Consider the following 13,746-nt stretch of genomic DNA (forward strand, 5'->3'; position numbering starts at 1 on the left):
CCCCGGTTGGGGAAAACAACTGCCCCACCCGGGTTAATGAAAAGCTGGATCAGAAATAGAAGGTATGGTTATTGACTGTTGGGTTTAACCAGCGTTCGTTTCCAGCGACCTCCCGTTCCGATTCACTATCGTCCACTCTATCCAACAAGGTGACTCTCACCTGCTCCCTCGACATGCGGCGAAAAGCGTCAAGGTCAGGCAACGCCAGCTGGTGTTCCTTACACAATGATTCCAGTGCTTTCTGATAGTCGATCGAACCTGTGCATTTGCTGCAACAGATTCTCAAACCATCAGATTCAGCTACCCGAAAGGCTCCCATTAACTTCTGAAAATCCTGCTGCAGTAGTTTCTGTTGTGACTTTTCGGAGTCCAGCTGATTTTTCAACTCATCCAGACGACACTGACTACGGCGATAGTCCGTTGCCAGCTTGTGCCATTGTGCCTGCACAAACAGCCCCTCCGGCACAAACACATCCAGATTCGGGTCTTTCTCAGGTTCATCACCATTCTCCACAAGCTGCCAGAAGGCTTCAGCCTCCTTTTGCAACTGTTGAATCAGGTGTTTATCCCGATTGATACAGGCCGGAAGAATGGGCAGCCCTTTATGGTAAAAGCATAACCAGGCTCTCGGTGCATCGGCGACCAGCATTTGAAATTGCACTTGTGCAAATGCTCGTCGATACCCTTCCGACTGATCTTTTAAAGCCTTAACTTCCTGATAGACTTTCTCACACGGAGCCTTCAGCTCTACCGGAATACCGTCTTTGGTAATGCCATCAAAACTGGCTCGAAGTATTCGGTTATGATCCCACTCACCACAAACAGGTAAGAGAGGTGCATCACCTAAAGCCTGCTCCATCAGGTTCCGTGCATCGTCTTCATCTTCAATACCTCGTTGGACATAGGGATTGGATGATAAATCGGGTTCCTCAAGTATTCCTGATTTCTCAGCCCATAGTTGCCAGCGTGATTTAGAGGGTGATTGCCCTGCTCTTTTTGGTAAGAGCACAGCAGCATCGCTAGCTGTTACGCCAAAACGCCTCCAATCAAGCCACTCATTTGACCGCTGCTCAAGATTGACCTGTTTCATAACAAATCACTCTTCGACAGTGGGCATCGCTGAAGCAGCCTGAGCTTCATCAAGACGCTGCAGACAGTAGTTAAGGGCGTTGGCATTCTGACCAAACCGCTCCTGAGCAAACCCCTGTGCAGCAGTAAATGCACCTGTCCCTCTGGCACGATCCACAACCTGGTTTATGAACGACAGGATTTGTGGCTCAAGATCATCAGGATTGACCGGATCAAAGTCCAGCCGGTCATGCCGATCAATCACATCGTCCTCTAAAGCCTTAACCAGCCTTTCTCGAGCTTCACTGGCAGGCAGTAATTCACCCGTTGCCGTATCCCAATCTGTGAGCGTTCCTCCGTTTTCTTGCACAGAACCGGTCACTTCAGAGCGCAGATCGGGTACCGATTCTCCCAACTGAGTTTCCAGTATCCGCTCAGCTTCATCCGGCTCAAAAAGCCCACTGAGGCCATAAGCAATACGAATAGCTTGAATCTGGCTTTTATGACGGAGCATGCGCTTAGGGCATGTTTGCCAAGGGCCAGGAAATTTTTTGCCATTCTTGATTACTGCTGGCCGATACAGCTCATCCAGATACTCACGCACCCGAATGGGATGCTCCCGGTCTTTTCTAAAGATCACGCACTCCATCCATGGATGGCAGGCCTTCATATCATCATCAAACGTAACCAGCTCATCCGGATAACTGAACTGCATACCATCGCTCTGAGGGTATGAGTTCATAATGCAAACCCAGCCATCAATCGAGATCACAGGCAGCACCCCACCCTTTCGGTCGGAAAGCGCCCATATCTGCCGGATGAAAGGATTCAGTCCATAAGTGTCTGCCACTGACAACAAAGACATCAGCTGCTCCCTACTGGGAAGCGCACCGTTTTGTTGTCTGAAAGCAGTCTGCGCCAAGGTATTCAGCAACTCATCTTCGCCAAAGCCATAACGCTCCGCAAAACGAGCCACCAAGTCATTAGCGCAAGACTCACCATTAACACAAGAGGTATTCATAAGAAGCTCTCTCTCACTTTCCGCTTACTTTAAAAACAAGAAGAAGACGCAAGACAGAACTTCCCTGCATGACAGAGAGATTCTGCCGCGCAGAGTGGACGCACACGACTATGGCTACAAAGCCGAAAGCCTGTACGCTATTGATGTGTCACCGAAGTGATTGACGGAAGCAATCACAGGCGAAGCCCGATCATGCCAATAGAAAATTAAGTACTCTGTAGGTCTGACAAATCAAGCCATCGAGCTATTCATCAAACGATTCCGGATTGCCAATTCGCTTTGGCTACCACCTCATCGCTGCGCGTGTTCTATCAGCCGGGTCTGCAAAACACACTGACCTGTGAGATCGCATTCTGATCATTACCGTTGTAGTTCTTCCATTGAAAATGAAATCACCATGCCATAGATCAGATTCCAAGAAGGAACAGTAACTATAGGACATCTGATTGCTTATTCAATGTCGTGTTTCGGTAACTGTCCTTTGTTTTTGTGTGGCTGATGGCTACCTATATAAGCGGATACTACAGTGCTTCTGTGGTGGCCGAGTTGAACAGCGATAGTCTTTCGGGCTTGATGATCAATATCTTTATTGATGAGGGTGCTACCACTTGATAGAACCGGTGCGGAACACCCTGTCATTCGATGATATTGTTCACAAGCATAAGCCGCCCGAAGGTCATGACGGTTATTCAGTCCATACTTCTTGAGAACCGGGCCACTGTGCATCCGCACCAGAGCCAGAAAATCTTCAAGTTTTTTACCGACAGGCATTAAGCAATCGTTTTTGCCCTGCAACTTTGCCGCTTGAGTTAGTACTATACGAGCATAGTCAGATACTGGTACCAGCCGCTCAACGCGTGAAGTACTGGTAGGCGTCGATTTGCCACGACCACCTTTTGTACCCCGCTCGATATCGATTCTTCCGCAGGCTTTATCCTGCTCAAGAGCTCTATGGCAATCCAGTAACACGGCTTCTCGGGAGCGAAGCCCAAGTTCCCGGCATAAGCCTAAAACTGCGGCTATTCGTTCCTGCCCTTTCAAGATTAATTCAGCTTGTGCCTGGGCCAGCTTTTCCCGACTCAGCTCGGGTGTTTCAGTGCGAACTTTCTCGCGTTTAGCCTGTAAAGCCTCAGCAGGCTTGATTCGTATATCTTCATTGCCACGCAGCGCCTTCAGCACCACATTGCAGGTAGACAGCAGATTCTGTGCTGTTGCAACCGATAAGGGGGCACCCTGTCCCTCCAGTCTCGCCCGGAGGTAAACGGCATAGTGCTTCAAAGTCTGATTATTCACCTGGTGGGCTTCACAAATATTCTGGGTCTTACTCCAGGCACAAAACTGTTTCCAACGTACAGCATGGGTTGCCACCGTACAAAACTGCCCCGGCATTATTTCTCTGAGTGCATTACGTCCGGCATAGGACAGTTGCCTGCCAAAACCAAAATTATGATCGTTACGAGTAGAAAACTGAGGCACAGCACTATCCCTCCACCCTCTCTCTATCTGCAAAAGGGGCACATCGGACAATCAGTCCCGAAACCCTGAACAAAGTTCAATTCGAAGCCACATCACGCCGTGGCCAAACGGGACAGCCTGTAACGCAAGGGTTGCGGGCAGTGACGCTCATTGCTCTAAAGAGCTGAGCCTTGCTGATGCCAGCAGCTGAGGTGATTGCCGTTATATCCAATCCTGAGGATTGACCGGGTTTAGCAAGCTCGCCTGCTTATAAAAAAATCCATCAAATGATCATAAAATGCCGATAGAAGACACTGGTCTAGCTGTACGACACGGATGCCAATACACCAAGAGGCGGTCTCTCGAAACGGCTTTTGGAAAATGCACTGCAACCAAATTTCAACACGCTTTTACCTGTGACCCGATGAGTTGGGTGATGATAAACACAGGTGTAGAGAGTGCTGTAATTTGGGCAGCAAGCGGCAGGCGTTCACATGATGATCAGAGAACCCCTGAAATCAGAGCGATCAAGCCCTGACGGCATCGCAGCAGAGAAACTGCTGAGTAGGAAGACTCGCGAAGAGTGGTCGGAGCCTCACGGCAAATGATCGGTTTTATAGCTCATTACGTCGAAGGCATTGCTTCTCCATGCGTTGCAGAAACCGATATACAGGAATCAAAAAGATAGCAGAGAAAGCGATTGAATGCTCAGAACAAAAATACGGTTGGTCGGAAAATCTAACAACAGCTTGATCGCTTATGGTTGTAAGGACAGAGCAATAGTCAGAAAATCGCACTGAAAATACAATCCCATATCTGTATATTTAGCTGACCATTTCGACGTAAATCCCCCATCTCTGCCTGCTATCAAGCCCTCACAAATTCTGGCACAATCGAACCATTTACTTATTAAATGACAATTTGCACTAAGCTATGAGACTTTCGCCTGTTCAGCCCGTAAATGGCTGTACAAAGTCCAACGGGCGGTAGCGTGCTTGCAACCAGACCACACCAACGAGCCATGTGCTTATGAAGCTCCGACAACTATTAGCGCCACTGTCCCGGTCATCGGCTGAAGCAGTCAGGACGCTCGGTAATTCTACAGGGAATCCTGTTAAAGACTACCTCTACATCAAGACCCCGATTGAAACCGATTTTCAGCGTCACGTTGAAAGTTCAAACTCTCCGGAAACCATCATTTTCCTTTGTGGCTCCAGCGGTGATGGTAAATCTGAGATATTGACCAAGTTCTACAATCAGTACCAACAACAGTTTCATTTCCATCTGGACGCAACCCATAGCTTCCAGCCGGATATGAATGCAATCCAGACACTGGATAGACAGTTCACTATCCATAAGTCAGAGGGCAAGCCCATTGTCGTTGGTATCAATATCGGTATGCTCGGAAACTACGCTGAGGAAGGGGATGAAGAACACCAGGATATTATTCAATCTATAAAATTATTCCTGAACGACGAAGAAGACAGCCTTCCAGCACACCATATCTTCCTTAATTTTGAAAACTATCCCAAATTCAGGCCTGAAGAAGATGGCGTTACTGCTGATTTTATCGAAAAGCTTCTGGTGAAGCTGACTCAGCCTACTGACAATAATGACTTTTACCAAGCCTGGCTCAAAGAGAAAGACCAATATCCTGAGATGCTGCATGCCAACTATGAAATGCTGCTAATGCCAGAAGTGCAAAAGATCATAGTCCAGAGTCTGTTAAAAGTACGCCTTAAGTATGATCAATTTCTCACAGCTCGTACACTGCTCGATTTTATCTATTCAGCCCTGACCGGTCCCGGCTACCTGTTCGATAATATCTTTATCAATACAGCGACAGAGTTGACCAGTGCTCTGGTTCATTTTGACCCCTGCACTATTCGCTCAAAAGATATCGATATTTTCCTGATCCAGCGATCCATGAAGGTTCAGGATGAACAGTTTGATCAATACAAACAAGATATTCGTCATCTGATCAATGAAGACAATATGGAAATAGGCTCATGGATACGCTGCTTCTATCTCCTTCAAAATAAATCTATCGGTAATAATTACCACCAGGAGTTCAAATCCAGCTTTACTCAGGAGCTGTATCAGAAATACGTAGAAATTTGGCGCATTCACGATCAATTTGACGGAAGAAACAGGCATCACAGGGATACCCTGCGGGAGTTCTACCAGAAGGAATTACTTGAGGCTATCTTCCGTTTTGCAAATCGCCTTGCTCCTGAACTGGGACAAAAACAGTGGTATCTGGCCGACTACAACGGCTACTGCCTGTCTACCCGCGCCGTCATCAAAGATAACTTGAAAGCATTGCCTGATAACCGCTCCAAACGACTTGGGCATTTTAATGCCATGTTGATGCTCAATGGCAAACCTCTGGAGCAACCATTACAGATCAGTGCCAATTTCCTGGAACTGATTATGAAGATCAACAGTGGCTACCGCCCCAACAAACACGATAAGAACAATATCGTGATTTTGGAAGAATTTATCGATCAGGTAACAGCCCTGCTCAGAAGCAGCAATACACTCAAAATCCATACCCAAACTCCAAAGCAACAATGGGTTTTGACCAACGACGAAGATTATGACGAGATTACTGCAGAGGAGGATTACTAATGAGTATTATTAGTCGTTTAGTAGCCCTCGGCGAGATTGAACAGGGCAAGATTGGCGATAACAACCTGAGCAACTACCTGCCCATCCGCAGTAAAAAGAATGTCCTGAATTACGACACGGTAGCTGGTAATGTTCTTGGGCTTCTGATTGGTAAGAAGCTGCACGGTTTCGACCAGAATGAGTTTGAAGAAGCCTGTCTGGATGAGCTGTCCAGCAAGCTCTCTGATACCGAGATTCTGGATCACTTCAAAAATATTTACTTCCAAAATAATGCACTTTTAAAAGTATCCCCTGAATTTTTATTACTGGGACGCCAGGGAAGTGAATCCAAAGCTAGCGGGCATCTCAGCGAAATTTTTCGAAATTTTCTGGCTCAGCAAGATCATCGTTGTGAGATCAAATCCAAAGCCAATTTTATCGAAAAAATCTTCTGGGAAAAGATGCAGAGGTATCTGAAACCCGTCAAGCAGGAAGCTTCTAATGTTGGCCCCTACCTACCTTATATATCCGACTTGTTTGCCAAAGATATCCGTTTCCTGAGCAGCAAGTCCGAGTATCTTTTAAGTCATCTGGAAAGTTTCCTGGAGCTTTACAACTTTATATATTGCTCCCAGCTGGCTCTGAATATCAGAAACTTCAAATTTGATATTCCGGAAAAACGCCCACTCTACTTTATTCTGGACACAGAAAAAGCCAGTCAGGAGCGTACGCATATCCAGGATGATGGCTATCAGCATTTATTCTCATCGTTTGGCGCCGTTTTCCCAACCCTTTCTATGTTGGAAAACATTAATAAAGCAGGCAAGGATGGGAAGAAAGGCAGGGTTGTTCCTCTGTGGCAGTACACTCAGGCATTAGAATCTGAAGGGGCGTTAAATGAACACTCTTCCGATAATGTAGCTGAAGCCATCGAATGCTTTGCCAACAACTTTCAGGAAAAAAGAAAAATAAAATCTCGAGCAGCTGTTGAGTCGACGCCTAAAGATCAGCTAACCCGTCTTTTCCAATATGCACTCGATCAATTTGAGATAAAACAGTACGACGCTGATGCAAGCCGACACGAAATCCGCGACGCTTATCAGAAGCAGTTTGTGGAACATATTGGCAAGCATTTCATTCAAAACAGAGGTCGCTCAGGACGGGTGCTGGTCATCAACCAAGACTTTTTGTTACTGCTGACCAATATTGCCATTGGCGATAACCGTCAGTTGCGTTTTCAAGAACTCCTTCAGGAGTTCCGTCAGCGCGGCGTGTATTTTGATAAACAATCCGAACAGGCTCTGGTCGCTTTTTATGAGCGTGTGGGCAATGTAGACCGTATGAGTGATAGTGGAGATGCCGTCTATGTACGCAGTACAATTTGAACAGTTTGCTGTAGAGCGTATTAAAGGGTGGCTCGACCAGAACATCAAGGCCGGAGAGAAGTATCAACTACGCTCCACCAACTTGAGTAACACTCAACGGCTGTACGACGAAATCTGCAAATGCACCCAGTCATTTGTCTATGATGGCACCGAACTCCATTACCTTATGGTGAACGGAGTAAAAGTCATCTTTGCTGCACATTTTGATGAGCAGGAAGCGCCTGATCACTATTTCAATGAATATTACATTTCTCACCTGAGAGACTGTGTATCTGACAAGTCCGGTACCTTTGTAGATACTGCACTGGTTTTTATTCATAACAGCTCACTCGACACTCTTGTTAAAAACGCCGTCGATCTGGCGCATGGTGATATGCCCTGGTCTGCCCAAAGTATTGAGGAGCAACTGAATGCTCTGATCGATGGTCAACCACAGAATAATGCCGTCCTGAGTCACCTTCTGAAAGTAAAAGCAGAGCAGCTTAAAGAAGATGGCGGCAGTATGTTTGGCTTTGTTCAGCTCTACACAGCCATGACCTCTGGAGGTTCGCCTGACCTGTCGGAACTGGGTTTTCTTCCCGACAAAGGTCTTTGGGAGCTGAGTAAACCAAACCAGATCGAAAACCGCCTGAAAGACAATAAAGAGTTCCACGACAAGCTGGAGCGAACCCTGCAAAATCATCCTGAAGAAATACACGACCGTATTCCGGAATTGGGTGAAAAGTTTATTGATGATCACTTCTCTGATCCATCCAGTGATGGCTGGCGCACCAAGCTGGATATGGGCGATGTCATTACTGAACGAAAAAAGCAGAAAGAAAACATTGTCAGCTTTGTATCTGTCAGCTCAGATAACGCCAAACTGACTGGCCCTCGCACAAAATCAGAGAAAGGTGCAGGTAAGCGGGAAAAGCATATCATTCTTGAGGTTCCAAAAGGCAGCGAGGCCTTTGATTTAAGGCTGACATTTGACGGGGATGACCTGAAAAAAGAGCAGCTTCAGCTGATCAATAATAAGGTTCTGCGTGGTTTAAAAAACAGTATCATCAAAGTGGCTGGTTCAGCTCAGCGCCATGTCACTGTAAACGCGCCTTTTGACGGTTCACCTACCTTCTTCACCCTGAAGGTGAAACGAACCAATAATAATGAGTGCTTTACCTTTCAAGTTTTGGTACTGGAAGAAGGTGATTTCTATCTACCGGCCATTGAAAACAAGTTCCTTGTAAAGCCTAACCAGAGCGGGATTATTCTACAAACAGAAGATATGAGCCTTGCACTGTCAGAGCAATCCGGGCAAGAGTTCGTGCTGTCTGAAAACGAAGAAGTCGTTGATGCCAGTTCCTATGCGTCGCTGGATTATCAACAGGTGTATGAAGATTCTGAAGTCGTTTCCTTTGTTGTTCAAAATAGCGGCCATTCGGTGAAATTCACCATTGAAGGTGAAGCCAGTCCGGTAACTCTGACCCTGCCTATTCTGATGGACTCTGACCGTTTCAATGAGCTGTTTAACGACGATCGCTATGGTCAGTTCATTAATGCCAAGGGTAAGGTCGTTATTGATCATAAAGAATCCAAAGTGCCGGGGATTCGTTTACCACTGCTGCGTCGGGAAGAAGAGTTCCTAACAGAGCAACAGATTTCTATTGGTCCTGACGCCATCAAAGCGGAACAGCTGGCAACCGTTTCTCCTGAAATCCATTCTGCCTGGACAGAGTTATCAGATTATCTGATACAAAGAAAATCCCTGTTATCTCTTGAATTCTGGGGGGACAAGCTAACTTCTCTGGTCAGAAACTATGTGCAGGCTTCTCTGGAATATCTCAGTGCCATCCCAATGGAAAGCACACTGAGTGATGAAAACCGCATTGTTCTGGCAATGGGTATGGCAGAGTTTGAAGATAAAAAATACTTTTCTCCCTACCACCCGCTGATCCTGAGCTATTACCTGCAACTGGTGGATAAAATCCAGGCTGACTGCCAGAACAAGTCTTTCAGAAACCTGCCCCCTGTTACTTTGGAAAGGCTGAACCCGAAGGGATTGTTACCGTACGTCTACAGCAAAAGCAATCAGTTCAGTTACACCCAGAAGGTCAAGGAAAACCCGCTCTGGCTGGAAATCGTCCCACAGAAAGACACCAGCTACAGCTATGTCAGCACTCTGGTAAAGGAAAAATCTGAAGAGTTTATTGAAACCTTCAATGAACTGTTTAAACAGGTAGATGATGCACCACTGATTATCAATTCCGTAAACAATGGCGATAACAGCGAAGTGTTTATGGGGCTGCTGGCTTATTTCAAAAAGAATCTGGCGGAATGTCATCCCGTACATGTAAACCTGTATGATGACAAATTCTGTGAGACCGAATTCGATATCTTTGCGGAAATGAGCTCCCACGAGGAGATCAAACAACGCTATTCCCTGGATAAAGGCGCTGCCCGGGAACAGTCGGAATATATTACCGACCTGCTCCGCACAAAGCTTTCGTTCTCTAAGTTCAAACACAAAGATGTGGCTGAGCAAAGCTATGCCCATTTGAGCTTTTTCAAGAACAACCAGAAGGTGACCACTTTTGAAAGCGATATCGACAAATTTGTTTCCGGTATTGCCTGCCATGGTTTGCTGAGTGGTGAAGCATCTGTCTGCGAAAACAAAACCTTCCAGACCGCTTATGGCCTTAACAAAATCAATACCGAAGATCAGCAGCATCTGGAAATGTCCCGTCTTTATGGGCGTTTGCTAAAGCCTTGCGTAGAGCCTAACCAGCAATACCATGCCCACTCTTCTATCGGTATTGCGGTCAGTGATTCTTTTAAGGAGCAGCTCGAACGCTCCTACGACAGTTCTATCTGGACCACGATTATTGATCCGAAAGTGACTTTGGACTTCTTCCAACAGGAACAAGACCTGATTCTGATTCACTACTCGGATCAATACACCAACTCCGCCGGTTATGACGCCATTACCGTTACTCGTCAATCTGACTTATACAAGAAAATGCTGAGTCAACAAGGTGATCAGCTGATTGAAGAGTTCAATGCCTTTAATGGTGAGTGGCTGCTGAAAATGGTCACTGATCCGGACAAAGAGAAAAAAGGCAAACTTGGTATAGTAGCCAGCTGGAAACTGGTCAGTGCCATGCTGTCACAGTCTGATATTATCTGGATTCCGATTTCCATTGCAGAAATGGTCAGGGTTTCTGGCAATATTGGCCTGAAAATGGATCAACACGATTTTGGTGTTTTCCATAATAAAGACAACTACAGCGGCAAAATGTCGGACGATATTCTGTTTGCCGGGTTTAAAGACAATAAGCTGTTCATTCTGCCTGTTGAAGTCAAAGCGGGTGAGCATGGCAGCACCTCTCTAGAGAAGGCCAGAGAACAAGCCGAGAAACTGAGAGCTTATCTGGTTGAGCGCATTCTGGGGCCAAAAACCTTGGAAGGCCGCATTTATCGAAGCCTGTTTATTCGTCAGGTACTGATGCAAATTGAAAAGTATCAGCTCTATGAGGTGTTTGAGGCTGATTATTTTAAGCCGTTTTTGAATGAGCGCGAACAGTGGTTAACGGGGGATTATGAGCTGGGAAGCATTGAGGGCTTTCCTGAAGCAATGGTGCTCGCTCATCTGACCAGCCCAACCGTTATTCATACCATGGAAACCTTTGAAAACGGTCTATTGCAGCTGGAAATTCCTGATTATCAGGAGCATTTGATCAGTACGCCTTATCAGAAACTTCTGCCCTGGGTATTAGAACAGAATGTTTTGGGCATTTCTAAGCAGTGGTTCCTGGGACAGAATACCAACGTCTCCCCTATTCTGATGGATATCGCCGCTAAAACAGAAACGACTACTGAAACTGATAATGAAGTTGCAGTAACAACAGAAGATACTCCACAGGCTGTTGAAGCTGATCAACCAACAAAGACAGTCAGTCCAGTAACTGAAGTCGATTCCGGCAGAGTTCTTTTTGGCCGGGAGGAAATGACTCACCAGCCTGTGTACTGGGAGTTTAATCATGAAAAGCTGCCAAACCGCCACCTGCTGATTTTTGGCCGGTCTGGACAAGGTAAAACCTACTGTATTCAAGGTATTCTGCAGGAGCTTGCAAAAGCCCAGTGCAACTCAATGGTGGTGGATTACACCAATGGTTTCCTACCAGACCATCTGGAGCCTGAATTTCAGGAAGCAGTAAATCCCAAAACGCATCTGGTAGCGCATTCGCCACTGGCCATAAACCCGTTCAGAAAACAGAAGCAGCTGATTGCCGGTATTGAGTTGGCAGACCAGCCCCATGTAGTTGCAGGCCGTGTTTCCTCGGTATTCAACTCTGTGTACTCAACCATTGGAGAGCAGCAGCTTGCCACACTGAATAACGTTATTGAAAACGGTATCCAGTGTTTTGGAGAAGATTATACCTTCCAGCAGCTGCTGACCCATCTGGCAGAAGAAAGCAAAGTTGGTGAAGCCCTGGCAAACAAACTCTCAACCATGGTGAAAAGCAACCTGTTTGATACCCGCGCCGAAGGCGGTTGGGACGCTATTTACAACAGCACTGACTGCCATTCCCATATGATCCAGTTAGCCAGCATTCCAACGGATGTTCAGAGACTGGCTACTGAGTTCATACTTTGGGACTTGTACGCCCATGCTAGCAGCACCGGCAGTAAGCACAACCCGCTGCCAGTGGTTCTGGATGAGGTACAAAATCTGGACCACCGACTGGATAGCCCTCTGGGCAAGATGCTGACTGAAGGCCGTAAATATGGCTTGTCGCTGATTCTGGCAACACAAACCCTCAGCAACCTTTCCAAAGATGAGCAGGACCGTTTGTTCCAGGCGGCTCATAAGCTGTTCTTTGCGCCTGCTGAAACGGAGATCAAGAAATATGCTGAGATTTTGGAAGTGACGGTTCAAGGCTCTAAGAAACAGCATTGGATTGAGCAGCTGAGCAAGCTTAAAAAGGGACAGTGTTTGTCTGTGGGACAGCATTTGAATCAATATGGTGAGCTGGAACTCAGCGTTAAGAAAATTAATATCAGTAGCTTGGGAGAGCGTTAAGGAAAACAATGGAGCTGAACTTAAACGTATGGAAGCGTGGCAGCCAAAGAGCGGTTCATAAACCGCTTTTGATCTTGTACAGCTTAAACAAACAGAAAATAAGCAATATAAATTCGCAAGTGTAATACTCATAATGAGCCCGATGAAGCTCATCCTAAACGTGTTTTAAATAACCATCAAACTTAATCTTAGGGATTTAGAGTGTCAAATATTGTTACAGAACTGGAAAATTTGGATCGTCAATTCAGCAAATACGATAAAATAACAATACCGCAGTATCAAAGAAGTTATGCATGGGATAATAGTAACATCCAGATTTTCTGGCAGGATATAAAAGAGTCTTTAGAAGAAGGTAGGGATAGATATTTTATTGGACCAATTGTATCAAAATCCACAGGTGAGAAAGAAGTTGAAATAATTGATGGTCAACAGAGATTAACAACCAGCCTTGCAATAATCAGTATTATTAGACGGATTTGTTTATTCGAGCACCAAAAAAACACAGCAAACAATATGGATTATTATGATTTTTACTCAATATTAAAATCACGCTTTCTAGTTACTGGTAGTCTGTTATCAGAAAACGGTAATAATCGCTATCAGATGAATGAAGAAAATAACTCTGTTTATGCTGACTTCATCGTATCTGATGTAACTAAAGAGGATGTTATAAAAGAGCGAAATAATTTCAAAAAATCAGATTCTAATTATAAGCTCTTAGATGGAATTATTTCATTATGGGATTATGTTGATTCTTATATAGGTGAAGATTGCGACATAAATATTCTAAAGAATATTGCCGTATATGTTTTAGAAAAGTTACAAATTTTGAATATTAGCGTTTCTGACGAATCAGATGCATATTTAATTTTTGAAACAATAAATGATCGAGGAAGAGAGCTAGGGAAGGTGTGAAGAAGTCCATCAATCCTTTGAGCATGTTCTAAAACACAATTCTTAGAACTAAAAGCGAGGATAGGGTCGCTCATTATCTACTTTTCAGCCGGTTTTCTCGGCTGATAGGCAGATTAACCCCTACGTAGCATTTGATCCAATCTAACCACATTAGCCAGAGCAAAAAGAGTGGCCAGTTTATTGTCATTTTTCCCGATGCCTCGATACGCTGTTTTTACAAATCCAAACTGGCA

General features: G+C 45.4%; 7 protein-coding genes. 4 read left to right on the forward strand and 3 right to left on the reverse strand.

From position 1 onward, the window contains the following. Positions 1-49: 49 nt before the first annotated feature. The 3 genes from WG89_RS25030 to WG89_RS25040 all read right to left on the reverse strand — a co-directional run bounded on the left by WG89_RS25030 (position 50) and on the right by WG89_RS25040 (position 3,565). Positions 50-1,090, reverse strand: coding sequence for a lambda-exonuclease family protein (locus WG89_RS25030; protein ID WP_062270410.1), 1,041 nt, complete (start codon positions 1,088-1,090; stop codon positions 50-52). 6 nt (positions 1,091-1,096) lie between these two features. After that, entirely contained in the window at positions 1,097-2,089 is a 993-nt protein-coding gene (locus WG89_RS25035; RefSeq protein ID WP_062270411.1) for a recombinase RecT, read from the reverse strand. Positions 2,090-2,539: 450 nt separating this feature from the next. Next, on the reverse strand, positions 2,540-3,565 hold the full coding sequence (locus WG89_RS25040) for an integrase domain-containing protein (RefSeq protein WP_062270412.1): 1,026 nt from the start codon (positions 3,563-3,565) through the stop codon (positions 2,540-2,542). A gap of 1,008 nt (positions 3,566-4,573) precedes the next feature. On the opposite strand from WG89_RS25040, the gene dptF reads away from it, so the two are divergent. The 4 genes from dptF (at position 4,574) to WG89_RS25060 (ending at position 13,513) form a co-directional block, all read left to right on the forward strand. Further along, positions 4,574-6,175: a DNA phosphorothioation-dependent restriction protein DptF gene (gene dptF / locus WG89_RS25045; RefSeq protein ID WP_062270413.1), complete on the forward strand. Its 1,602-nt coding sequence runs from the start codon at positions 4,574-4,576 to the stop codon at positions 6,173-6,175. Then, entirely contained in the window at positions 6,175-7,539 is a 1,365-nt protein-coding gene (gene dptG, locus WG89_RS25050) for a DNA phosphorothioation-dependent restriction protein DptG (protein ID WP_062270414.1), read from the forward strand. Before dptF ends, dptG begins: the two co-directional genes overlap by 1 nt. Next, complete coding sequence (gene dptH / locus WG89_RS25055) at positions 7,520-12,598, forward strand: DNA phosphorothioation-dependent restriction protein DptH (RefSeq protein ID WP_062270415.1); 5,079 nt, start codon at positions 7,520-7,522, stop codon at positions 12,596-12,598. The genes dptG and dptH overlap by 20 nt, the downstream gene beginning before the upstream one ends. A 201-nt stretch (positions 12,599-12,799) precedes the next feature. Continuing rightward, complete coding sequence (locus tag WG89_RS25060; protein ID WP_079254034.1) at positions 12,800-13,513, forward strand: DUF262 domain-containing protein; 714 nt, start codon at positions 12,800-12,802, stop codon at positions 13,511-13,513. The last annotated feature ends 233 nt before the right edge of the window (positions 13,514-13,746 follow it).

The organism is Endozoicomonas arenosclerae (genome assembly GCF_001562015.1).
Lineage (GTDB): Bacteria > Pseudomonadota > Gammaproteobacteria > Pseudomonadales > Endozoicomonadaceae > Endozoicomonas_A > Endozoicomonas_A arenosclerae.

Excerpts from the sequence above, each read along its gene's own strand:
- WG89_RS25030 (WP_062270410.1), bottom strand. The coding sequence starts at position 1,090 with ATGAAACAGGTCAATCTTGAGCAGCGGTCAAATGAGTGGCTTGATTGG.
- WG89_RS25035 (WP_062270411.1), bottom strand. The coding sequence starts at position 2,089 with ATGAATACCTCTTGTGTTAATGGTGAGTCTTGCGCTAATGACTTGGTG.
- dptF (WP_062270413.1), top strand. The coding sequence starts at position 4,574 with ATGAAGCTCCGACAACTATTAGCGCCACTGTCCCGGTCATCGGCTGAA.
- dptG (WP_062270414.1), top strand. The coding sequence starts at position 6,175 with ATGAGTATTATTAGTCGTTTAGTAGCCCTCGGCGAGATTGAACAGGGC.
- dptH (WP_062270415.1), top strand. The coding sequence starts at position 7,520 with ATGTACGCAGTACAATTTGAACAGTTTGCTGTAGAGCGTATTAAAGGG.